Here is a 22,314-nt window from a genome sequence, read left to right as displayed (position 1 = left end):
AAACTTTCAAACATTTATTTTCTGTCATGAATAACCTCCTCTATACTTTGATAAGGGACCTCCGCAAATATATTCCTTATCTCATCAGCCAGATCAAGTGCTATAGAAATTCTGGTAAGAGAGAGCAGCGATATATTGCCAGTAGATTCAAACCTTTTGACAGAACCCAAACTTACACCACTGATCTCACTGAGACGCTCCTGGGATATTCTGCGTCTTCTTCTGATATTTCTTATACGTTTTGCTAAATTTTTATTAATTTCCTCTGCAGTCTCCCATACAAACTTTTCCATTCCGGCCTCCTGGCTATATCTTAATTGCAGATACTACGAAACATAATTTATTATAGATATTATATTAGCCATTTTTTAATTATTTTAGTCTTTTTAGATAATATATTATCTCTTATATCATATACTCGATTTTTATCCAATACAAAAAAACTGACCGTCGGGCAGTATACTTGTACAAACCCGTAGAGTTTGCTGAAAAAATCCGACAAAAAGGAACGTTCATCCGAACGCCCCTCTTTTATACTAATCACTTTCTCCCTTTCCTGTATTCTATATAAACGGTTATTTTTTATATCCTCTCTGACAGGCACAACCAGGTCTCCTTCGTCAGGAAACTCTCCTCCACCTGTTCCTCCATCTCCAGATACCTGTGATACGGAATGCTGAAGGTCAGCAGCTCTTTGCTGACACATTTGCGCGCCGACGGGTCAGTGAGGCCAATGGTACATTTTCCATTCCCCTCCTCCTCACCGCTCAGAGCGTAGAGAACCGCCTGTGCACACCCTGCACCGAACTTAATCTGTACATTATCCTGGGTTGGCCGGTCATAGTTGGCAAGTGTTGCAAGGGCGGAAAGCTGGTCTGCATTTACCAGGAAGACAACAGCCTCCGGCTTTTCGTCCTCCTTAAGATCGTTAAGCGGTTTTAGAATGACATATCTTTTTGCTTTTACTTTCGGAATGCTCTCTATATATTTTCTGGCCAGTTCAGGACTCTTTTTATAGAATTCGCCCGGTTTTGGTCCCACACCTCCGATGGAAAGAAAATATTCAATGGTGCCCGGCTCAAAACTTTTGAAGCCCAATCCGACCTTACCGCCCTGGCAGGTGGTTGTTTCCTCGCAGAACGCCGCAGTCCTGCCCTTTGACGCAGCCGACAGCATGGCTATGGCACAGCCCCATACGCCCTCCTTAAAATGAATGGCACCGTTTGGCATTTCGTGGGATTTCAGAACTGCCACGGGGTGGCTCTGCAGTTTGATCGCCTCTTGCATTTTGCTCTTCATAAAAATTTACCGCCTTCCCTCTGAAAAATAATGTACATGCTCCGTAACTAACCAGCAGGCTGAATAGTTACCATACTTCTTATATTTACATTATACCTGTTTTGGCCGCTGCATGTAAGCCTGTCTGTGCTTATTTTTCCTGCACGTGCAACAGGAGCTCAATGACTCAGGAACTCACACTGTCATACCTTCTCAACCCCGTTTTCCACATCACAACCGTCACCATCGTAAAACATGCCAGCACAATCCCCTCATGTGCTGCCATCTTCCACGAAAACCTCCCCAACAGAATCAGAGACGGATAGGTAGCGATGATACCATAGGGCAGCACATAATAAAACACAAATTTATATGCCCCGTAAAACACGGTCCCCGGTATCTGCATACACAGATCCAGACCACTCATTTCTATCTGCAGGACTCCATCTGAAGACACCGTAAAAAATGCCAGTGACCGTATGATCACCTCCAGCTCATAAAACAAAACCGTCATCATTCCCACAGACACCGCATATCCCGATACACTGCTGATAGTCACGTCCGCTCCCGCTGCATTTATCCCATAAAGAATGATTGCAATGCTGAAAATAACAAGCGGCAAAGCCCCGGGATTTACCTGTTCAAAGGTCAGTCTGAGCAGCGGACTCACCGGTTTTGTCAGATACAGATCTATCTCCCCTGTCCTTATTTTTTCCGGTATAGAGTTGACTCCGAAGAAGTAAATGCTCATGTTGAGAGCATTGATAAGGGAAAATGTTCCGATAAAAAGTATCATGTCCCCCTGCCCCCAATTTCCGATTCTGTCCACCTTTGAGTAAATGGCCTGAAACACCAGAAGCTGTATCACGAATAAACTCCCATCCACGAAAAACGGCCCGAAAAAGCCAAGGCGAAACATCATGACTCTCTCAAATCTTAATTTTACCAACGCTTTTACCAATCTTATATTATCTTTCATCACTGCCCCTCCTATATTCCTGCCCCGTCATATTTCACCCTGTATCTACTATAAACATTCCTTGAGAGAAGCCAGATTCCAAAATTCCATCCCAGCATAACAAACACCCCTCCAACGGCTTCCTCCCCATTTCTCCCAATCAGCAGCATAGACGGCAGATAGGCTGTATAATAAAAAGGAAGGATCTGCATACATTTCACGACCATTTCCGGCAGGAGTGCCAATGGTATGATGGATCCTGTGATCAAAGCCATGATATTCTGCTTTATCATTAAAAATGTTGAGATTTCCTCAAACCGAAATGTCAGGATCCCCAGAAAATAACTGAGCTGCGCCATAAAAAGCAATCCCAGAAAAGCAATCAACAGCGCGCACAGAATGATAGCAACATCAGACGTAATGTCTATTTTTATCCCAAATACCAGGCCGATCAGAAAGATTGCCGCAACATCCAGCACGATATGGGGCAATATGGAACCTGCCTCCATAGCCAGAAAATATTTGTCGGTATCCATAGGTACTGCCATATATTTCGTAAAAGTCCCGTTTCTTATCCCCAATGTGATGTCCCCGCTTATCTTTTCCGATATATCAATCTGTGTAAAAAAAGCACTGAGCAGATAATAAGCCATCATACTGTTCTGCGTAAATCCCGCTACTGTTTCCTTGTCCCTGAATATCACACCCCAAAGCAGCGAAGCAAATATGATTTTCATTACTATAGAAATAAAGCCGAATATCAGATCCGCCCTCCACATAAGTTTTACCTTCAAGTATACCTTCGCGACTTCCAGATATTTTTTCATGCCCTCACCCTCACATCTGAATAGATTCTTTCCACAACCTTGCCGATTTCCTCCTCATCCAGAGAGATATCTCTGGGCTTATAGCGCATAAAGTATTCCAGGATCCCGCCGGAGTCCTCTTTTGGTACCTCATATACTTTTTTATAACCATTGTCATCCAGAATCCTGCATTTCCCTGCAAATGCCTCCGGAATCTCGATCTCTGTCAGACTGTCAAATACCAGCGTTATCTTTTTATTGTTCTGATAACGTTCAAAAAGCTGTTCGGTGCCGCCATCGTATACCTTTGTTCCGTGGTTGATGACAACAGAACGGCCGCACAGGGATTTGATATCTTCCATGTAATGGGAGGTTAAGAGGATCGTCGTCTTTCTCTCCTGGTTCACTTCCTTCAGATACTTCCGGATCTGCATGCCTGCCACCGCATCCAGGCCTATGGTAGGCTCATCCAGAAATAAGATTTTAGGATTGTGGAGCAGAGCAGCGAGAAGTTCCATCTTCATCCTCTCCCCCAAAGACAGGGTTCTTACCTGCACATCCATAAGGTCTTTGATGCCGAACAGTTCTATAAAATAATCCCTGTTCTTTTCATATTCCTTTTCCGACAAATGGTACATCTCCTTAAAAAGATGAAGGGTATCCCCTGCTGTCAGCTCGAAAAACAACTGGCTCTTCTGTCCCATCACCAGGGCATACTGCTGCCGGAAACGTTTCTCCAGTTTGTTTGGATAATACCCCAAAACACGGATGGAACCGCTGGTAGGCGCAATGATGCCTGTTAGCATTTTCACTAAGGTCGTCTTGCCTGCCCCGTTCCGGCCTATCATACCTATAAATTCGCCCTCCTCTACACACAGATCAATATGACTGACTGCCGTTTTCTCTTCATATTCCCGCCGGAAAAGGCCTGCCAGACTGCCTTTCATACCCTCTTGTTTTTTATATCTTGTGTAAACTTTTGATAAATCCTTAACTTCTATGACATTCATATATAACTGCCTCTTTTCATTTTAACTTTTTATGATCTCACACCCATCCGTTCTCTCTGGAGTGGTCGTTTTCCTGTATTTATGCAGAATCCGCATCCTCCCTTTTCTGCACAAAAAAACTCATGGTATTTTGCTTACACTGTCTCGTAAACAATACCATGAGTAGTAAATATCTCTAAAATACGCGTCAGAAAATACAGCCCGCAGATTCTCTGTGATCCTCAATCATAACAGAAATCCCGTCTGCGGAACTGCCTGCCGGCATAAAGAAAGAGCACAACAAAAATGCCGTGCCCATGCTCTACTTTTGGTGTGTTTCGTTTCCTGTAAGCAAAATAAATCTGCACAACAACAAAAGAGTCATCTGTTACATCAACCCTTCTGTGTATTTAATTATACTTTTGATTTATTTTCTTACAACAATGGACAAACACACACCTCCCGTTTCCTTCTATTGGTTATCATAACCTATGGGGTACTTATAAGTCAACCCCTTGCTTATAAATGGACTCCTGCTTTTACCCCTTTCCCTTCACTGCAGAAAGATTCCTATACTCCCGTGGCGTCATTTTCACAATCTTCTTAAAAATACGGTTAAAAAACTTCTTATCTTCATACCCCACCATCTGGGCGATCTCCCCTATCCGCATATCGCTCCCCGCCAGCAGCTCACAGCTCTTTTCGATTCTGACCTTCTGCAGGTACTCCCGAAAAGAAAGCCCTGTCTCCTGCCGGAAAATCCTGCTGATATAAGATAATGTATAATGGTACTGCCGACAGAACATTCCTAAATTGATATAATTCTGATAATTCCGGTCAACGTACTGGATCACTTCCAGCACAGCCCTGTGTTTTGGATGCTTGGGTTTCTCATGGATGCCTTTTCTGAGCGTGAGGATAAGCAGCTCGATCAGCCTGCATCGGAATACCTCCGCATATCCCTCTTTTTTCTCCTCATATTCCTCCAGCATTCCCAAAATTAACTGTTTGATCCTGCCGTCCTCATCGTGAAAGATACGGTTGACCGGAGTTTCCCCCGGTATGGATGTATAATAACGAATCAGACATCCATGAAGAAGTTCATCCAATGAGCGGCACCCCGTCATTGTCTCATCTATGACCTCAGGCAGAAAAATACAGTTGATCAGTGTAAAATCCTCACTTTTCGAGTAGCTGTGCACACTCCCGTAATCCATAATAAAATAATCGCCCTCTGTCAGAACCCCTTCCTCCGCATTCAAAATATGTACGGCTGTCCCCTTCACCACATATACCAACTCAAAAAAGTCATGGGTATGGCTTTCCATATCCGACTGCCGGTACGGCATCATAACCAGCCGCTCCTGCACCTCTTTCGTCACTTCCCTGATATGGATGGTTACCGACTTATCCATAAAGTCAAATTCACCCCCTATTTTAGTTAAATACAGGTGTTTCTTTCAATTTTATTCTCTGGTATCATGAAAGTCAAGAAAAGAAAAAGTTACTGTTCACGGCCAATGTTCCGGGAGGTGTTTTCCCCAAGGGGATGCTGCGCGATGCGAAGCAAAATCCCGAGGCAGCCAGCGCGAAATGGAGCGGAATGCTCCATATTTGTGCATCGCGAAGCGTGTTGCTGGGCACGCAGTGAACAGTAACAAGAAAAACGGAGGTACTTCTTCAATGGAATGGTATGCAAAATGGATCAAACCACAGACGGACACAGGGGATGTCTGCCCCCTTTTCCAAAAATATTTTTTTCTGGAAAAACCGATAAAGACAGCCAGACTTTTTATAACTGCCCTTGGTACATACGAAGCGGTATTGAACGGAAGCCGCGTGGGAGAATTTGTCCTGGCCCCTGGCTGGACTTCTTATGAAAAACGTCTTCAGTATCAGGCTTATGACATTACAAATCTACTGGGAAAAGATAATCATATTTCCGTGACCGTGGGAAAAGGCTGGTACCGCAGTCCTATGCCCGGCTGGAGTAAATCCTCCGTCCAGGAGGAATTGAAAAAAAGCCCTGCAGGACTTCTCGCCCAACTGGAGATCACCTATGAGGACGGTTCTGTGGAATACACAGTAACGGATGAGACCTGGACATTTACGGAAAGCCCTGTCCGCTTTTCGGAAATCTACGACGGGGAGATCTATGACGCCTCAATGGAGTGCGGCAGCTCTTCTGCAGGCAGCGGCAGCCGGGATTACGGTTCCGCCAAACCTGTATGTGCATTTGAAGGCCCGACACACACCCTGATTCCCCAGCAGGGCGAAGAGATCCGGGAGCAGGAAAGACTCACTCCCATCTGTATCTTCACCACGCCAAAAGGAGAGGTCGTGGCTGACTTCGGCCAGGATATCACCGGTTATGTAGAAATCAATCTTACTGCCAAAGCCGGGGAAACGGTTGAACTCTCCCATGCCGAGGTTCTGGATAAAGAAGGCTGTTTTTATACGGAAAACTACAGAACAGCCAAAGCCCAATACCTGTATATCTGCCGTGACGGACAACAGTCCTACAAGCCAAAACTTACCTTCTTCGGCTTCCGGTATATACGGATTGATCAGTTCCCGGGCGGTACATCTGCTGCAAAACCGGAAAATTTCACAGCAGTAGTGATACACTCCGCTATGCGTCGGACCGGGTATTTCAACTGCTCTAATCCCTTGCTGAACCAGCTCTTCGACAACGTCATCTGGGGACAGAAAGGTAATTTTGTGGATGTGCCCACAGACTGCCCCCAGAGAGATGAGCGGCTTGGATGGACCGGGGATGCACAGGTATTCATCCGCACAGCCTGCATGAATTATGATGCGGAAAAATTCTACACCAAATGGCTTGCAGATATGATGGCAGACCAGGGCCCGGACGGAAGAGTCGGCCACGTTATTCCCGACCTGCTCTCTGAGGAACCGGCAAGTTCCGCCTGGGGTGACGCGGCAGCGATCTGTCCATGGGAACTCTACCTTGCATACGGTAATAAGGAATTATTATCCTCTCAGTTCACCCTCATGAAGAAGTGGATCTCCTATATTTCGACTCACACAGAGACAGAATATCTGTGGACAGGGGGAACGCATTACGGAGACTGGCTGGGTCTCGACGCTCCATCCGGAAGCTATAAGGGCTCTACGCGGGAGGATTTCATCGCTTCCGCTTTCTATGCCTATTCCACTTCACTGGTGATCGAAGCCGGAAAAGTGCTTGGGGAAGATGTGGCAGAGTATGAAGAACTGTATACTAAGATCGTGGCTGCGTTCCGGACAGCCTATCCAGAGTACAAGACACAGACGGAATGTATTCTGGCTGCCCATTTCCACCTTGCAGAAGACTGCCGGGCTGCCGCTGATCAGCTTGCGTCTATGATAAAAGAATGCGGTGTAAAGCTTCAGACCGGTTTCGTCGGTACGCCCTATATCCTGCATGTACTGAGTGATTACGGCTATTCAGAACTTGCCTACAGCCTGCTGCTTAGAAAAGAATACCCCTCCTGGCTGTATCCGGTCACAAAAGGCGCAACAACAATCTGGGAACACTGGGATGGGATCATGCCTGACGGAAACTTCTGGAGTGCGGATATGAATTCCTTCAATCATTATGCCTACGGTTCCGTGGCTGACTGGATCTACAGTGTAGCCGGGGGAATCCGGAGAATTCCTGAATTTCCGGGTTATGAGAAGGTAAAGATAGCACCCGTCCCTGATGAAAGACTTGACTGGTTATCCGTAACTCTGGATACACGCCATGGAAAAATCTATTCCGGCTGGAAAAAGGCAGGAAATGTATGGCGGTATGAAATCACTACGCCGGTGGATGCTGTTGTGGTTATTGATGGAGAAGAACAGCAGGTAACAAAAGGAACTTATCTGTTCTACAGTGCAATAGAAAAAGCATAGTCTCTGCCTTATTAAAAACAGACAAAAACCGGAGATTGCACAGCAGCTCATATAAGCAGCTCCGTGCAGTCCCCGGCTTTTAAATCTTCTATTTCTGTCCTTTATTTCTCATGTAAAAACTTAACCATTCCCCCTGTGGGTACCACAATATCCGTCACAGGAACAGCATCCCAGACCCCTTCTTCTACTATCCCTCCCATACAATTTCGTATCTCGTAAACAGTTCTCGAATCGACATCCAGCCGTATACAGACTTCTTCCTCTTTTACTGCATGAATATAATACATACACTTATGAAGCCGGCGCAGATCAACAGTTCTGCCTCTGCTGTACTGTACCAAAATCTGTATTTTCTCATCCTCCACCATCACCTGCGGATAAAGGTTCTCAGGTTCCTGAGGCTTGATCTGGGATTCCTGTAAAAGCTGTTTATGCTCCTGCATAAACGCCATCCAGAATAGCAACATTTTTTTCATTTCTTCGGTAAGCTTATCCAAACTTACTGATATCTGTACCGTGGAAAAAATACAGCTCAGCACTTGCAGCGCGGCATCCTGGGCGGTTTCCGCCTCATGCCACATCAACATATCTGAATGAACTGCTGTCTTCCCTGAAAGAAGACGCAAATCCACAATTCCCACCCGGTTGCTGATGCCAGATCCCGGACAATCGGAAACCCTTAACAGATTCCCATACTTTCTGATCTGCGGACCGATATATCTCTGGCGGAACTCAATCAGTATATCCGGCCGGACAGAAGTAAGCTCCTCCATTACTTCTGTCAAAAGGACATCCAGCGCTTCCTGCACATCCGCATAATCCATTCCTTCGGAAAAGGACGGGCTATCCGGATGAAGATAAAATTCATCTATAAAATCCAACTTTAGTCCGTCGATTCCCCATTCCTTCACTGCTTTCCCATAAATACCCTTCAGGTATTCACGCACCTTGGGATATCGGATATCCAGAATTCCGGCCTGCTGAAATTCATTCCAATACAGTAATTTGTCTTTAAATAACTCCCATGCCCGCGACATTTTTCCAACATACGGAACAGAAAACCACATAAGATATTTGAGTCCCATATCCTGAACGTTCTTTACATGCTGTGAAAAATCCGGAAATTTATCTGCTGCCGGTTCCCAGTCTCCGCAGAATGCATAACCCCGGTTATTATCATCCGTCTGCCATCCATCATCTATGATAACAGTGGAAAATCCTAATGCTGCGGCCATTCTGCACTCCTTCTCCACACTCTTTGCGTTCACCGACTGGTGCTGAGAATACCAGAAAGAGTAAAAGGGATTTCTTGCCGCCTCGGGGACTTTCATCATACGCCATCCGGGAGCGCTCTCCCACCATTTTCTCACTCCCGCCAGTGTATCCCAGTATGGCTCGTTCTCCCGGCTTCCCCATATTTTAAGCTTATATTTCTCCGGGAACAAACCTCTTGGGAGAACCATACTGATTCTGCATAACATGGTTCCATCTTCTTCATGAATGCCGTACTGCATGTTTACTTTCTGTTTCACTTCAGACAAGGCTATGGTATGTCTGTTCTTCCCTTTTCCGTTAAAAAAACAGATAACAGGAGCAGAGATAGAGGTCATAGACTCCACTCCCGGAAACCAGTCTGCCTTTATTGACCTGTCAAACCCACAGGCAGGATACCATCTGCCGCTTATATCCAGAACAGGAAATGAAAACTCTACCATGATTTTCCGTTCTGTCTGCTGTTCTTTCTCCGGCGCATAGGAAAATTCCACTTCCCTGCAGATTACATTCTTTTCATTACAGAGCACCTCTGTCTTATACTCTGCCGGAAAATTACTGGATATTTTCCAATTATCATCAATATATTTTTCCATACTTTCCTTCTCCTGTTTCCAATCATTTCACTGCACTGTCGACCATACCCTGGATAAAATACTTCTGTAAAAATACAAAAATCACCAGAACCGGCAATACCCCCAGCAGTGCAGAAGCTGCGGCCGCATTCATATTATTTGCTGTCTGGGAAAAATAGCTGGCAACTGCCAGGGTAATTGTTTTAAGTTTGGGGGCCTGAAGAAAATATAAGGAAAACTGGTAATCATTCCAGCATCCAACTCCTGTCAGGATCACAACACTGGCTACCACAGGCTTTAACTGCGGCAGAATGATCCGGAAAAAAGCCTGAATAGGACCGCATCCGTCAATAAAGGCAGCTTCTTCCAATGCCTCCGGTATCCCTGCAATAAAATTGGAAAACAGGAAGATACTCATAGGCAGATTAAAGGTAACTAATACAATGATAATCCCCCAATAGGTTGAGATCCCGTGTATTTTTACCATAGTGCTGTAAAGGGGTACGAGTATGCTCAGCCCCGGTATCATCATAATGCCAAGAATAAATCCTTTTACTCCCATATTGAATCTGGAACGGTTTCTTGCCAGGGGATAAGCGGAAAAGGCACCGATCAAAGTAATAAACACAACAGAAAACACAGTGATAACAGCCGTATTTTTTAAGGCCATCAGCATGTTTCCTCCATCCAGGGCTTCTTTAAAATTATTCCATTCAATATAAGCGGGCATGATCCATCTGGAACTGGTATCCATGGAAGATTTGGCTGCCACCCCCACCAGGATATAGATAGGAATGATATGTACAATAATAACTACTGCGCCTATCAAATAGAGCCACCAGTTTCTTTTTCGTATTTTTTTATTTTCCATTACATATATACCTCCTTCTTATTGAAATAAGAAGTCACCACATTACTCAGTATCATGATCAGTAAAAATGAGAACAGCCCTATCGTAGCAGAATATCCCGCATTTGTAGCCTGGAAATACTGATTTGCAACAAGCGTAGAAAGTGAATGGGAAGAGTATCCCGGTCCTCCTTTTGTCAGAGCCTGAATCACATCAAACAACTTCAGCCCTCCGATGAGATTTAAGGTTACGGAGGAAGAAATAGCAGGAATCAGAAGCGGAACGGTTATGTAACGGAATTGCTGCCATCTGCTCACACCGTCAATTGCTGCGGCTTCATAATACTGGGAAGATATATTCTGCAGGCCGGCCAGATAGATTACCATGGATATTCCCACATACTGTATGCTGTTAATCAATGTCATTATGATCACAGCCCTGCTGCCGCTGCTGAGCCAGTCTACCGGAGCCTGTCCAAAAGCTGCCATAATATCATTGATCGCACCGCCGTCATACTGCACCAGGAAATACATAATATATCCCATGACCAGGCCTGATATCATAACCGGTGCATACACTACTGTACGGATGATCGTTCTTCCTTTGATTCTGGTATTTAACAATATTGCATAGCTTAATCCCAGAATATTTTGAATAATCGTACTGCCAATTCCATAAATCAGAGTATTTTTCAGCGCTGTTAATATATTACTGTCGTGAATGAGTTTTATATAATTTGCAAATTCCACATAGGTATATTTCTGTGAATAGCCATTCCAGTTGGTAAATGAAATCCTGATTCCCTCTGCAAACGGATAAATAACAAAAAATAAAAACAACAGTATAGCCGGAATGTAAAAAATATTAATTACAGATTTCCTGCCTTTTTTCATCTTGCCATTCCCCTCCTTTTAAAAAGGGCGCTGTCACAGACAGCACCCCTGTATCTGATTTTACTATTGCTGTGCAAGTTTTTCTTCGTAAGTCTGCTTCATATTATTTACTGAAGTTTCAACTGCATCTTTTTCTCCGGCCAATATACTTGTTCCGGTTGTGCACATTACATCATACAACCCATTTGGCAGATAAACTCTGTCAAAGTATGGAATCGTTAAGATGCCCGCATTCATGTATTTTTCATAATAAGGCTGTAATATACCTGTCTCACTCTCTACACCTTCCAGACCTGCAGGCATACCGCATGCTGCGGCTAATTTGGAACATACCTCAGGGCGGGCCATATAGTTCAGTAATTCCAATGCTTCTTTCTTATGAGGACTGTCTTTCCATACGCCTACGGCCAGATCTTCACCGCCGATCATACATGGTTCCTGTCCCTCTTCTGATGCCGGAATCGGCATAATTCCCAAATCAGCATTCGGATTTGTCTGCAGGGCCTCAGCCACCGCTTTTCCCGTGTAGAAGGTGAATGCAGCTTCGTCTTGTGCCAGCGCTTTACAGCTTGTAATATAATCTGCAGTCAGACAGTCTACATTGAAAAATCCTTGATCGCTCCATTTTTTTACCATTTCACTGATAGGTTCCCAGTTATTCCAGTCAAAACTGCCATCCAGAAGTGCTTTCCCCCATCCTTTTTCCTCATCATTTGTAAGGAACGTTGGTGCGATCAGATCCAGCATTGTTCCGATTGTCCAGTTATCTTTTCCTCCCACATGAATCGGCGTTTTGCCGCTATCTTTTACTTTTTGACACGCCTCTTCAAAATCGGCCCATGTCTGGATATCATCCACATTGACACCTGCATTATCCAACACCGTCTTATTAAAAGTCATTCCACTCAAGTCCGCATCTGCAGGAAGCACATACATATTTCCCTCTGCATCCGTTATCATATCTTTAATGGAATCCACAATCTTATCCGCAAATGGCTGGTCATTGATGGGTTCCAGATATTCAACATATAAAGATGTTGACCATCCATGGGTAGAGAATAAATCCGGCATATCATTGGAAGCCATTCTTGCTTTGATCATCTCACCGTACGTTCCCGGCGCAGATACCTCAACAGCTATTCCTGTTTCCCTAGTAAAATCATTACACACCTCTTCGATCGTATCCGTGATTACGCCTGTCATATTGTGCTGAAATTCCAGTGTGACACCTGTACTCTTTGCTGCCTCTCCATCGTCTGACGCATTGTCTTCTTTCTTTGTTTCTGTTTCACTTTTTTCTGTCTTTCCGCTCTCCTGTGGACGCTGGGAACATCCGCTGATTGCTGCCGCTGTCATTACAGCCGCCATAATTCCTGCCAATAATTTTCTGTATTTCATTTTTTTCTCCTTTTTTATCGGGCCCGTTTTATGAATTTATTATAACAACTCCCTTCGTATTTTAAAATGTACTATTTCTATCCTCCAAGTACCTTTTTCTACAGTACATTTATTCATATTATTAAAATCCCCCCCGTATCCTTTTTACATTCTGCACAAAAATATCCTTTCGTTCTTTTTATTATTGTAATCATTTTCAAATCTGCTATGATGTTTATTAGCTGAAACGGAGGTTACTTATGAAAAAAATCAAAAAACAAAAACGTTCCTTCCAAAAAAATATTTTTCTCCTCTTTCTGTTATGTGCAGTCGTTCCGCTTATGATCAATACATTCCTCAATGTATCCCTCTATTCTCTGAGACTATCTGATGATACGACGCAGAAATATAACAATGTATTATCTTCTCTTGGCAGCAATATAGAAGCTTATCTGGATGAGATGGAACGCCTTTCCCTAAGCCCATATCAGTATGACGATATGATGAATCTCTATACTTATATCAGTACGCAGGGAAATCATTCCGAATCCTCTCCAAGCCAGTGGTCTCATTATGTCACACAGTATGAACGCATAGCCACGAGACTGACTGCCTTGAGTTCCACGGAAATTCTGGGACTTGCATTTTTTCCCACAGGCCCAAGCAGTGACAAAGGATTTGTCTATCGAAAAACCGACTGCAGACTTCACGAATTTTCTGCTGAGGACTACCCTTTGGATTCCTGGTTCTCCTATGAACCATTCGCGTATAAATATGTAACATACTGTGCGCCACACACAGTTTCTTACTATGATAATGAGAAAGACTGTTCCGTTTTCTCTGTTGTAAAACCAATCCGGCTTCTGGATTCAAAAAAAGATGTGGGTTTTTTAAAAATAGATGTATCTACTAAATTGTTTCACAATTTATTTTCAGAAATATCCATTTCTGACCTATCGTGTATTACCATATTGTCAGAACAAGATAAAATAATTTATGCTACAAATGAAGCGACAGGAAAAACTTTTTTGGATGCTTATCTATCCAATCCGGATTCCTCGGGAGTTGTATGTTCCTATTCCCTGAAAAAAAATGAATGGAAAATGTTATATTTTATATCTTACATGGAATTTTATAAACCTATTCTGGAAACACTCCTGGCTTCTTTTGTTTTCGGAATCCTTATTTTTCTTTTTTCCATCTGGAATTACAGAAAAATATCCTCTCGTTTTACAAAACCGCTGCAGAATATTCTATATATTATGCATGAAGCGGAGGAGGGAAATCTGGACGCAAGAGCGGATGAAACCCTGCCTATGAATGAAGAATTTGAACAGATCACCATACAGCTTAACCGGATGATTGAAAGCCTGGATGAACATATCAAGAAAGAATTTATGGCTGTTATCAGTCAGAAAAATGCACAGTATCAGGCATTGCAGGCACAGATAAACCCTCATTTTTTATATAATACTTTAAACAATTTCGTTGCGCTGAACCGTATCGGTGAACGTAAATTGCTGGAAGATTCCATTATTCAGCTTACACGTATTTTCCATTACACCTGCTCAAATTCAGGCTACAGTACATTACAGGAAGAATTTTCATTTATAGAACATTATCTTTTTCTCCAGAAAATCCGTTTTGAGGAAAGGCTGGAATTTTCCCTGCATCTGGATCATGAGGCGGAAACTTTCCTGATTCCCCGTCTGCTTATACAGCCTTTAGTGGAAAACGCCATCGTCCATGGAATGGAGGATTATGACAAGCCTACACGTGTAGAAGTTGATGCTTCGCTGATTACCTTAAAGGGAATCGGAACATGCATTTTTCTGGCCGTTATGGATAATGGAACCGGATTTGATAAAAAGAAACTGAATATAAAAAACAGTGTGGGCCTGCTGAATATCCAGGAACGCCTTCAGCTTTTCCAGACGGAAAGTTTTTTTGAAATACACAGCGCAGTAGGAAAATATACGGGAAGTTATATGATTATCAGAAATATCAATACCAGTCTGATAAAAGAAAGGATGGATGGACAACATGAAAATATTGATTGCCGATGATGAACGTATGGTACGTTTGAGTTTTATCAGTATGTGTGAAGAACTATTCCCCGGAATGCATGAGTTTTTAGAGGCCCGAAATGGAAAGGAGATGTTTTCCCTTGGTAAAGAACACCAGCCAGAACTGGCTTTTGTAGATATACGCATGCCGCTGATGGATGGGCTTACTGCCATAGAAGAACTTTCCGGCCTTTGTCCCCGGACACAGTTTATCATTCTAAGCGGTTATTCTGACTTCTCCTATGCGCAGAAAGCCATTCAGCTTGGCGCACGCGATTATCTGCTGAAACCGCCTTCTCTGGATGATATCAAGAAAATTTTCATACAGGCAGAAGCAGACAGAACCCAAAAGACATATGAAGATAATCAGGTCTTTTTTTATGAAACGGTTGCACAGTTCAATACCTACTGTATTTTCCCCAGACTTGACCAGGATATTGCCGGCAGTTTATCCGCCTATCTGTTCTGTGTGGACTACAAAGAACCGGAAGCACAGAAACAGTTTTACAAGGAACTGTATAAAAATATCCAACAGGATTTGAACCCTTTAATCCCTCTTTCCTGCCGTTATTCCCTGTTCCATCTTCCGGAGGGTGAAATCTGTCTGATCATAAAAATGCCGCAGTCCTCCCGCCGTCCGAGTGATATTTTGCAGAAAATTTCCTCTGCATTCGGTGTTCCTGTAACAACCTTTTATCTTCAGGGAGGTTCTTTGGAAGAAATATTCCATAAAATAACCTCTGCCATGGATCTGTTCTCTCTAAGGATCTTCTGTGGATACGGCGGCTTTCTGGATGAAAAAATACTGCAGACTTTTTCAAAGAAAAAGCAGCTTTTAAACCTCAGTGAAACCATAGAAAATCTGCAGCTTGCCTATCAGGACAGGGACATCATCCAGTATGAAAAGCTGTTACAGAATCCGTTTTCCTTTTCTGATCCTTATCTGGAAAAAGAACTGGACTGGGAAGGTGTCCGTAAATATCTGCAGCACTATTTTCAGCTAAACGGCACGGTAAATGACTTTACATCCCTGTACCATTTTCTGCTGCTGGGCAAAGAAGATATGTATAAAACAGCCCCTGTAAACAGCGCTCCGAACATCACCGAAAAGGTCAAACAGTATGTGGAGGAGCACTATATGGAGGATATTGGAATTAATACCATATCCTCCATTTATGGGATAACCCCTAATTATCTCAGCAAGATCTTTCACCAAAAGGAAGGACTGCGTTTTATGGATTATCTGACGCTGGTCCGTATCAGTCACGCCAGGCGTCTGCTCACTTCCAGCAGCACACTGTCTGTCAATGAAATTGCTGAACAGGTAGGATATCGGGGAACCCGCCACTTTTCAAAGGTCTTTCAGAAACTGACCGGGCAGACGCCTTCTGACTACCGTAGGTACAGGCCGGAACGCTGATTACAGACTCTCCTTCACCATCACATGAATCTCCGAATACAAATGTTTCCGGTAAGGATTTCTGTCGTAAATCAGTTTGTCCAGCAGAACCTCTATACTTCTTTTTCCCTGCTCACTAAGGCCGCTGCCCAGTGTCATAGTCACAATATCTTCTTTCATAAGCTCCAGAATTTCCGGATAATCCTCGTAGCAGATGAGGCGCACGTTATTTCTGCCGCTGGCTTTCAGCTCCTCGCCTGCTGCCTGGACACATCCGCAGGTGATCAGTATGCCGTCTATGTCCTTTTCCTCCCGCAGGATTCTCTGCATCTCCCGCCGCATGATAGCCGGATCCTCTTTTGTGGTCACACTGGGAAGCATCTCTATCTTGGGATATGCCTCTGTGATGACCGTGCGGAACCCGCCCTCACGTGTGCCGAAGGGGAAGGACTGATGCTCATCCCCGTCACTGGTTATGACCACGGTTCTGCCTTTTCCGCCCAGGAACTCGCCCATAAATCTGGCTGCCACTTTTCCCGCTTTATAACCGTCCTGTCCGATAAAGCAGAAACGCCTGCTGCCCTTGATATCTGAATTGACTGTGACCACAGGAATCTTTTCCTCTGTGCAGCGGTCAATCGCTTCGACGATCTCGTGTGCGTTGATGGGACTTAAAATGATGCCGTCCACCTTTTCCTCACGATACCGGTCCAATAGATCCGCCTGCTTCTGTACATCAGAATAGGCAATGATCTGAAACTCCAGATGCACCTGAAAGGAACTGTACTCTTTCAGCTTCTCCTCGATTCCCTCTCTGATATAGGGAAGCGCATCCACCTTCAGGAGCAGCACTGCAATACGCAGCTCTCTGTTCTGCATCTTAAGGGCTTTTCCGATCGGATTCGCCTCATAATTATTTTCATCTATGATCTTCTGTACCTTTTTACGCACATCATCACTCACGCCCGGTCTCTTATGAAGCACTTTGTCGACAGTAGACCGGTGCACACCCGCCATTTCCGCTATCTGTTTAATGGTTACTCCCATATTTATCAACCTCTTTCCTGTCTGTCCGGTTCCGAAAGCGTGCTGACTGCCGTGATGGGTTTTCAAACACGCTTTGAGAGAGAACGTACTCTTAGACTAAGTATAGCGCATTATCCGGAAGATGAAAAGAGAAAAATGGCATGCCCCGGACGTGTTATCTGAGACATGCCATTTTAACTTTATTTTGATTCTGTCTTTAATTCTCAGCCTTTTTCTTTAAATCAATCTGCGCCTCTCTTTCCAGAAGCTCTTTCATGATCGTCGGATATTCCTTATCCAGGTGATAGAATAACAGCAGGATGATCATGATCACACCCAGAATCGTCACACCGTAAATGAACAGGTTGGAAATGGTATGCAGGGCCTGCGCGGACTGTGTTCCAAGGTCACCATTGTACTGGTTTGCCTCCATAATGAAGCCAATCAGCGCGGAGCCGATACCCTGGCCGAACTTCTGACCGGATGTGGCTGCTGACTGTATGGCACCGGCTGTGCGCAGCCCTGTCTTCCACTGTCCGTATTCTATGGCATCTGCGATCATGGTAAAGATCATGCCCAGAATAGGCGTCATTCCGATTCCCCTAAGCAGGCCGCCGAAGGTTACAACCGCAATGCTGGTAGGGTTGACCAGCAGAACCAGAGAACCGGCGATGATAAAGAGCGCGCCTACGATACACCAGTTTCTCTTGCTTGTCAGGTGCATAACCTTGCCTAAAAGCAGAGTTGCAACTATGGTGATACCGAAACAGGCTGTGTTTACATTTCCGATGATCTTTGTATCACCCACGATCCATTTGCAGTAATAGGTAGCCATGGTTCCCGCAAAGGTCTGGTACATGGCAAAGAATACAAAGAACAGGAACAACATAATGAAGTATTTATTCTTAAACAGAGCAGGCAGGGCCTTTTTCAGAGGAATCTGTTCGCCGCCCATCTCATCTTTTACCACGACTCTCTCACGGACTGTTGCAAAGCAGAACAGCATCAGGGCTGCAGCGCCGACTGCATAGATGGCTGTCAGGATGATCCAGTTCTTCTGAGAATCCATGCCGCCGCCGGACATCATATCCAGAATTCTTGTGAAGAGAAGCGTTACAAGAATATTTCCGATGGGGCTCATTGCCATACGGATAATATTGATTTTTGCCCTCTCATTCTGGTCACGTGTCATATAAGTCATGGTCGTGGCAAAGGGCAGCTGGAACAGTGTGTAAACAACTGTCAGCATCAGGTTGTATGTAATAAAAATGTAGATAGCCTGCGCCATTGCCCCGATCTGAGGCACGGTTATCAGAAGCACTGCTGCGATGGCATATGGAACGGACATGCGCAGCATCCACACACGGGCACGTCCGTATTTGGAACGTGTCCTGTCTATAATAAATCCGGCTGCTATGTCCGATACTCCGTTGAATACCTGGGAAATAGCAATGATCATGCCGATTACGGCTGCAGATACATGGGCCACGTCTGTATAGAACATGACGAGGAGACTTGTCGCTATGGTAAATACGATGTTTGTGGAGATTTCACCGCAGCCATATGCAAATTTTTCAAATCCTGTTACCCTGTCTTTCTGTACCAGTTTGTTAAATCCGTTGAGATTCATCCGGGCACCTCTTTCCTTATTTGCTTATTGTCTGATTCAGGGCGTCGATGGAGGTGTTCAGGCCTGCTTCCACACTCATAGTCAGGTCTTCCATTTCCAGAGAAACATATCCATCATATCCCATCATGTGACATACTGAGAAGAATTCTTTCCACCACTGCAGGTCTTTTCCGCATCCCACTGCCACATAGTTCCATGTTCTGTTCTCACAGTCTGTTACCGGTTTTGATTCAGGAAGCCCGTTCACATCGCACAGACCTCTCTCAATGCGGGCATCTTTGCCGTGAATGTGATACAGTGCGCCTTTTAAAGCTCTTGCTGCTGCGATGGGATCTGCTCCCATAACCATCAGGTGGGACGGGTCCAGATTCATTCCGATCATGGGGTCTACTGCATTTCTCAGCTTCCAGAGAGTCTCCGGGTTATAGACAAGCTGGCAGGGGAACTCTTCAATGGCAATCTGTTCCACACCGTTTTCCTTGCAGTGAGCCACGAATTTTTTCCACCAGGGGATTGCCACATCCTCCCACTGGTATCTTACGGTTTCCACCATATAATCCGGCCATGAAACAGTTGACGTGATCCAGTTAGGAGTTTTGTCCTCAGGTCCGCCTGCCGGGAGTCCTGACATCATGACAAGTTTCTTCACACCCAGTTTTCCTGCCAGCACTGCTGTATCGTAAATCGTCTTAGTGTGAAGTTCTCCCATCTCACCCGGACACAGAGGATTTCCGGAGCAGTTGAGAGCCGCGATTTCCATGCCCCTTTTCTCGATCTCAGCCTTATAGGATTTTAATTTGTTCTCATCTGCCAGGAGCTCCTGTGTGGGAACGTGTTTGCAGCCGCCCCAGCCTCCTGCTGTCATTTCCACTGCATCTATACCTAATGATTTTACCTTATCCAACATCTCCGTAAAAGACAAATCGCCTAAAACATCTGTACAAAGTGATAATTTCATGATCTTTTCCTCTCTCTTTCCTATTTTTATCTGCCTAAAAGTTCTCTTTCGATTCGTTCTCTGGCTTCCGGTGCCTGTTTATCCATTTTCTCCGGGAAACCAAACATGGAAACACAGGCAATATTGTCACCGCCCACTTTCGGGGCATTTTCCTGCAGCTGTTTATTTGCAAAATCCATGTCACGAAGGGTCTCAAAAATACCGTCAAAATCCACGTCTCCCTCACCCATTGCCAGATGCTGATGAATGGTCACATCCGCTTTTCCACGTCCGTTCAGCCACGGGGGATTGGCAATATAGCGGCAGTCCAGGGTCTGGTTAAAGGTATCCGCGAACAATACATGAGTCAGCTCGTCGCCTGCGTATCTCAACATGGAACGCACATCCCCTTTGCCCTCGTCATAGAAGAAGCCGTGAGGGGAAGAATATACATATCCAAGATTTTTGGAACGGAAGGATTTTACCAGATCACAGGTTTCGTTATTCAGCTCACAAAAATCATAAGGGTGGGACTGGATTTCCACACGGATGCCTTCTCTCTCTATGATAGGAAGAAGCTCCTCCATGGACTTGAACCACATGCCATTACAGATTTCCTGCTGATTAGGGTCTCCGGACAACTCGGTGTTGATGACCTGGACTCCCATGTCCACTGCAATCTCAATCATACGTTTCCAGTTGGCAACCGCGAACTGTCTCTGCTCCTCAGTAGGACCTGACCAGCGGTATACAACAATAAAGGATGAAATTTCTACACCGGTCTCTTTTAATGCCTGTCTGTATTCCTGCTCGCATTCTTTCGAGAATAACGGGTGTTTGTAAAAGGGATTAATCCTCGGGTGTGGGGACTGCTCAATGTATTTGTATCCCCAGTCAGCTACCTGATGGACCATGCGGTTGATGTCCATCTGCTTTGCCAGTACATCTACATCAAATGCTATTTTCATATTCTGTATCCTCCTATGGATTTAAGAGTTCGTGCTCTCTTCCAGGTAAAAATAAATGAGATTTCTTTTCCGCAATTGTCTTCCAAAATTCTCCCTGGCGGACTTTTTATTTTTTATAGAATTCAGGCATTTCGTCGAAGGTTATTTCCACTACTTTTTTCTCATCACGTGCTTTGGAAGCTGCTTTTGCAGTTACCTGTCCCACATATCCGTCCCAAGCTGTAGGGCCGTCTACTCTTCCTTCCTTTGTGGCATCGATCCATTCCTGGATTTCCGTGTTGTAGGCATCCACGAATCTGGTGGACCAGTCACTGTGGATTGCATGGCCTCTTGTGGCATTGGCACATACTTCAATATTGGAAGGCTCCGGCAGATTCAGGATGGCATCCTCGCAGACAACCTCACATTTAATATCATAGCAGTGACCTGTGTTGACAAAAGCCTCCACATCGATGCGGACACCTGATTTTGTTGTCAGGATCATGATCTGCGGGTCCATAAGGTTTGCATGGGTTCTGCGGGTGTTCTTGGCAAATACCACCTCTGCGGTTGCGTAATCTTCGTTCAGCAGCCAGCGGAGAACGTCGATTTCATGGATCATGGAGTTTTCTACTGCCATAGGTGTGTCATAACTCTCATCCACAGCCGGATTTCTATGTGCGCAGTGCAGCATCAGGGGTTCTCCGTAGGTGCGGTTCTCAATTGCTGCCTTTAACTGACGGTATCCGGTATCGTATCTTCTCATGAAGCCGACCTGTACAAGCTGTTTTCCGCCTGCAACCTCTGCCTCCACGATTCTCTTGCAGGCTTCTGCCTCAGGTGCCAGAGGTTTTTCACAGAATACATATTTTCCTGCTTTGATCGCTGCCATTACATACTGCTCATGATATGGGTCAATGGTGGTGACGATCACTGCATCAATATCGTCCGATGCAATCATCTCTTCTCCGTCTGCATAGAATTTGCAGTCATACTTTTCAGCTACGGATTTTCCAAAATCCACATTTACATCTGCACACGCAACTACTTTTGCGCCCTGCAGTTTGTTGTTAATTCTCTCAATGTGTGTTCTTCCGATTGCTCCTGTTCCTACAACACCAATTCTTAAATCTTTACCAGCCATAATCTTATCTCCTTTTCTTCATTCCTGAGAACATTGTTTTTTGTTGTTAAGAGCTCGTGCTCGTACTTTTGTAAAAAAGAGTGCGGCTTTCACCGCAGGTAAATTTTCTTTTGTTATATTGCTCATTATCTCTTGTTTTGCTCGCTTGCGAGCTCGTGCTCTCTTTGATGAGTTAATAATACAACTTTATTTCTTTTGTGTCCATTGACATTTTTACTTAATATCATATTTCATTTTTGTATAATTTTAACAATAATAGTTTTCAGG

General features: G+C 44.4%; 18 protein-coding genes. 3 read left to right on the top strand and 15 right to left on the bottom strand.

Annotated features, from left to right (window positions below):
- Positions 1–14: 14 nt before the first annotated feature.
- From WMO65_RS04515 to WMO65_RS04490, 6 genes are all read right to left on the bottom strand, one after another.
- Positions 15–293 carry a hypothetical protein gene (locus WMO65_RS04515; RefSeq protein WP_054352143.1) on the bottom strand — a complete coding sequence of 93 codons (279 nt, stop codon included), beginning with the start codon at positions 291–293 and terminating at the stop codon, positions 15–17.
- 289 nt (positions 294–582) lie between these two features.
- Positions 583–1,299: a DUF169 domain-containing protein gene (locus tag WMO65_RS04510; RefSeq protein WP_148392605.1), complete on the bottom strand. Its 717-nt coding sequence runs from the start codon at positions 1,297–1,299 to the stop codon at positions 583–585.
- A gap of 166 nt (positions 1,300–1,465) precedes the next feature.
- Complete coding sequence (locus WMO65_RS04505) at positions 1,466–2,257, bottom strand: ABC transporter permease (RefSeq protein WP_033139353.1); 792 nt, start codon at positions 2,255–2,257, stop codon at positions 1,466–1,468.
- Positions 2,258–2,268: 11 nt separating this feature from the next.
- A complete protein-coding gene (locus tag WMO65_RS04500) occupies positions 2,269–3,063 on the bottom strand; it encodes an ABC transporter permease (RefSeq protein ID WP_148392606.1) in 795 nt (264 codons plus the stop codon).
- Positions 3,060–4,052 carry an ABC transporter ATP-binding protein gene (locus tag WMO65_RS04495; protein ID WP_148392607.1) on the bottom strand — a complete coding sequence of 331 codons (993 nt, stop codon included), beginning with the start codon at positions 4,050–4,052 and terminating at the stop codon, positions 3,060–3,062. Before WMO65_RS04495 ends, WMO65_RS04500 begins: the two co-directional genes overlap by 4 nt.
- A gap of 518 nt (positions 4,053–4,570) precedes the next feature.
- Positions 4,571–5,446: an AraC family transcriptional regulator gene (locus WMO65_RS04490; protein WP_148392608.1), complete on the bottom strand. Its 876-nt coding sequence runs from the start codon at positions 5,444–5,446 to the stop codon at positions 4,571–4,573.
- 268 nt (positions 5,447–5,714) lie between these two features.
- On the opposite strand from WMO65_RS04490, the gene WMO65_RS04485 reads away from it, so the two are divergent.
- Positions 5,715–7,931 carry an alpha-L-rhamnosidase gene (locus WMO65_RS04485; RefSeq protein ID WP_148392609.1) on the top strand — a complete coding sequence of 739 codons (2,217 nt, stop codon included), beginning with the start codon at positions 5,715–5,717 and terminating at the stop codon, positions 7,929–7,931.
- A gap of 101 nt (positions 7,932–8,032) precedes the next feature.
- Here the strand turns inward: WMO65_RS04485 and WMO65_RS04480 are convergent, their stop codons facing one another.
- The 4 genes from WMO65_RS04480 to WMO65_RS04465 all read right to left on the bottom strand — a co-directional run bounded on the left by WMO65_RS04480 (position 8,033) and on the right by WMO65_RS04465 (position 12,919).
- Positions 8,033–9,799 carry a glycoside hydrolase family 36 protein gene (locus WMO65_RS04480; RefSeq protein ID WP_148392610.1) on the bottom strand — a complete coding sequence of 589 codons (1,767 nt, stop codon included), beginning with the start codon at positions 9,797–9,799 and terminating at the stop codon, positions 8,033–8,035.
- A gap of 22 nt (positions 9,800–9,821) precedes the next feature.
- Complete coding sequence (locus tag WMO65_RS04475) at positions 9,822–10,649, bottom strand: carbohydrate ABC transporter permease (RefSeq protein ID WP_033141103.1); 828 nt, start codon at positions 10,647–10,649, stop codon at positions 9,822–9,824.
- Positions 10,649–11,521: a carbohydrate ABC transporter permease gene (locus WMO65_RS04470; RefSeq protein ID WP_033141102.1), complete on the bottom strand. Its 873-nt coding sequence runs from the start codon at positions 11,519–11,521 to the stop codon at positions 10,649–10,651. Before WMO65_RS04470 ends, WMO65_RS04475 begins: the two co-directional genes overlap by 1 nt.
- Positions 11,522–11,584: 63 nt before the next feature.
- Positions 11,585–12,919 carry an ABC transporter substrate-binding protein gene (locus WMO65_RS04465; protein WP_148392611.1) on the bottom strand — a complete coding sequence of 445 codons (1,335 nt, stop codon included), beginning with the start codon at positions 12,917–12,919 and terminating at the stop codon, positions 11,585–11,587.
- A 239-nt stretch (positions 12,920–13,158) separates the two neighbouring features.
- Between WMO65_RS04465 and WMO65_RS04460 the strand changes: the two genes are divergently transcribed.
- Together WMO65_RS04460 and WMO65_RS04455 are read left to right on the top strand one after the other, a co-directional pair.
- Positions 13,159–14,964, top strand: a complete 1,806-nt coding sequence (locus tag WMO65_RS04460) for a sensor histidine kinase (protein ID WP_148392612.1) — start codon at positions 13,159–13,161, stop codon at positions 14,962–14,964.
- On the top strand, positions 14,942–16,384 hold the full coding sequence (locus WMO65_RS04455; protein ID WP_187370590.1) for a helix-turn-helix domain-containing protein: 1,443 nt from the start codon (positions 14,942–14,944) through the stop codon (positions 16,382–16,384). The genes WMO65_RS04460 and WMO65_RS04455 overlap by 23 nt, the downstream gene beginning before the upstream one ends.
- On the opposite strand, the gene WMO65_RS04450 is transcribed toward WMO65_RS04455, so the two are convergent.
- The 5 genes from WMO65_RS04450 to WMO65_RS04430 form a co-directional block, all read right to left on the bottom strand.
- A complete protein-coding gene (locus WMO65_RS04450; protein WP_054352093.1) occupies positions 16,385–17,410 on the bottom strand; it encodes a LacI family DNA-binding transcriptional regulator in 1,026 nt (341 codons plus the stop codon).
- Between the two features lie 196 nt (positions 17,411–17,606).
- The gene (locus WMO65_RS04445) at positions 17,607–19,019 is read right to left on the bottom strand and encodes an MFS transporter (protein WP_148392615.1); all 1,413 of its coding nucleotides are present in this window, start codon (positions 19,017–19,019) and stop codon (positions 17,607–17,609) included.
- A gap of 16 nt (positions 19,020–19,035) precedes the next feature.
- Positions 19,036–19,977: a sugar phosphate isomerase/epimerase family protein gene (locus WMO65_RS04440; RefSeq protein ID WP_033141098.1), complete on the bottom strand. Its 942-nt coding sequence runs from the start codon at positions 19,975–19,977 to the stop codon at positions 19,036–19,038.
- 26 nt (positions 19,978–20,003) lie between these two features.
- Positions 20,004–20,924: a sugar phosphate isomerase/epimerase family protein gene (locus WMO65_RS04435; RefSeq protein WP_033141097.1), complete on the bottom strand. Its 921-nt coding sequence runs from the start codon at positions 20,922–20,924 to the stop codon at positions 20,004–20,006.
- A 106-nt stretch (positions 20,925–21,030) separates the two neighbouring features.
- The gene (locus WMO65_RS04430; protein ID WP_033141096.1) at positions 21,031–22,047 is read right to left on the bottom strand and encodes a Gfo/Idh/MocA family protein; all 1,017 of its coding nucleotides are present in this window, start codon (positions 22,045–22,047) and stop codon (positions 21,031–21,033) included.
- Positions 22,048–22,314 lie beyond the last annotated feature (267 nt).

This window comes from Blautia caccae, assembly GCF_040095955.1.
In the GTDB taxonomy this organism is placed as follows: Bacteria; Bacillota; Clostridia; order Lachnospirales; family Lachnospiraceae; genus Blautia; species Blautia celeris.
Note: the sequence above shows the minus strand (reverse complement) of the source record. Positions and strands in the feature narration are given on the sequence as shown.

What these genes read in the sequence shown, in the direction of transcription:
- WMO65_RS04430 (WP_033141096.1), bottom strand. Translation starts at nt 22,047, where the DNA reads ATGGCTGGTAAAGATTTAAGAATTGGTGTTGTAGGAACAGGAGCAATC.
- WMO65_RS04500 (WP_148392606.1), bottom strand. Translation starts at nt 3,063, where the DNA reads ATGAAAAAATATCTGGAAGTCGCGAAGGTATACTTGAAGGTAAAACTT.
- WMO65_RS04460 (WP_148392612.1), top strand. Translation starts at nt 13,159, where the DNA reads ATGAAAAAAATCAAAAAACAAAAACGTTCCTTCCAAAAAAATATTTTT.
- WMO65_RS04445 (WP_148392615.1), bottom strand. Translation starts at nt 19,019, where the DNA reads ATGAATCTCAACGGATTTAACAAACTGGTACAGAAAGACAGGGTAACA.
- WMO65_RS04470 (WP_033141102.1), bottom strand. Translation starts at nt 11,521, where the DNA reads ATGAAAAAAGGCAGGAAATCTGTAATTAATATTTTTTACATTCCGGCT.
- WMO65_RS04440 (WP_033141098.1), bottom strand. Translation starts at nt 19,977, where the DNA reads ATGAAATTATCACTTTGTACAGATGTTTTAGGCGATTTGTCTTTTACG.
- WMO65_RS04515 (WP_054352143.1), bottom strand. Translation starts at nt 293, where the DNA reads ATGGAAAAGTTTGTATGGGAGACTGCAGAGGAAATTAATAAAAATTTA.
- WMO65_RS04480 (WP_148392610.1), bottom strand. Translation starts at nt 9,799, where the DNA reads ATGGAAAAATATATTGATGATAATTGGAAAATATCCAGTAATTTTCCG.
- WMO65_RS04495 (WP_148392607.1), bottom strand. Translation starts at nt 4,052, where the DNA reads ATGAATGTCATAGAAGTTAAGGATTTATCAAAAGTTTACACAAGATAT.
- WMO65_RS04490 (WP_148392608.1), bottom strand. Translation starts at nt 5,446, where the DNA reads ATGGATAAGTCGGTAACCATCCATATCAGGGAAGTGACGAAAGAGGTG.
- WMO65_RS04465 (WP_148392611.1), bottom strand. Translation starts at nt 12,919, where the DNA reads ATGAAATACAGAAAATTATTGGCAGGAATTATGGCGGCTGTAATGACA.
- WMO65_RS04475 (WP_033141103.1), bottom strand. Translation starts at nt 10,649, where the DNA reads ATGGAAAATAAAAAAATACGAAAAAGAAACTGGTGGCTCTATTTGATA.
- WMO65_RS04510 (WP_148392605.1), bottom strand. Translation starts at nt 1,299, where the DNA reads ATGAAGAGCAAAATGCAAGAGGCGATCAAACTGCAGAGCCACCCCGTG.
- WMO65_RS04455 (WP_187370590.1), top strand. Translation starts at nt 14,942, where the DNA reads ATGAAAATATTGATTGCCGATGATGAACGTATGGTACGTTTGAGTTTT.
- WMO65_RS04435 (WP_033141097.1), bottom strand. Translation starts at nt 20,924, where the DNA reads ATGAAAATAGCATTTGATGTAGATGTACTGGCAAAGCAGATGGACATC.
- WMO65_RS04505 (WP_033139353.1), bottom strand. Translation starts at nt 2,257, where the DNA reads ATGAAAGATAATATAAGATTGGTAAAAGCGTTGGTAAAATTAAGATTT.
- WMO65_RS04485 (WP_148392609.1), top strand. Translation starts at nt 5,715, where the DNA reads ATGGAATGGTATGCAAAATGGATCAAACCACAGACGGACACAGGGGAT.
- WMO65_RS04450 (WP_054352093.1), bottom strand. Translation starts at nt 17,410, where the DNA reads ATGGGAGTAACCATTAAACAGATAGCGGAAATGGCGGGTGTGCACCGG.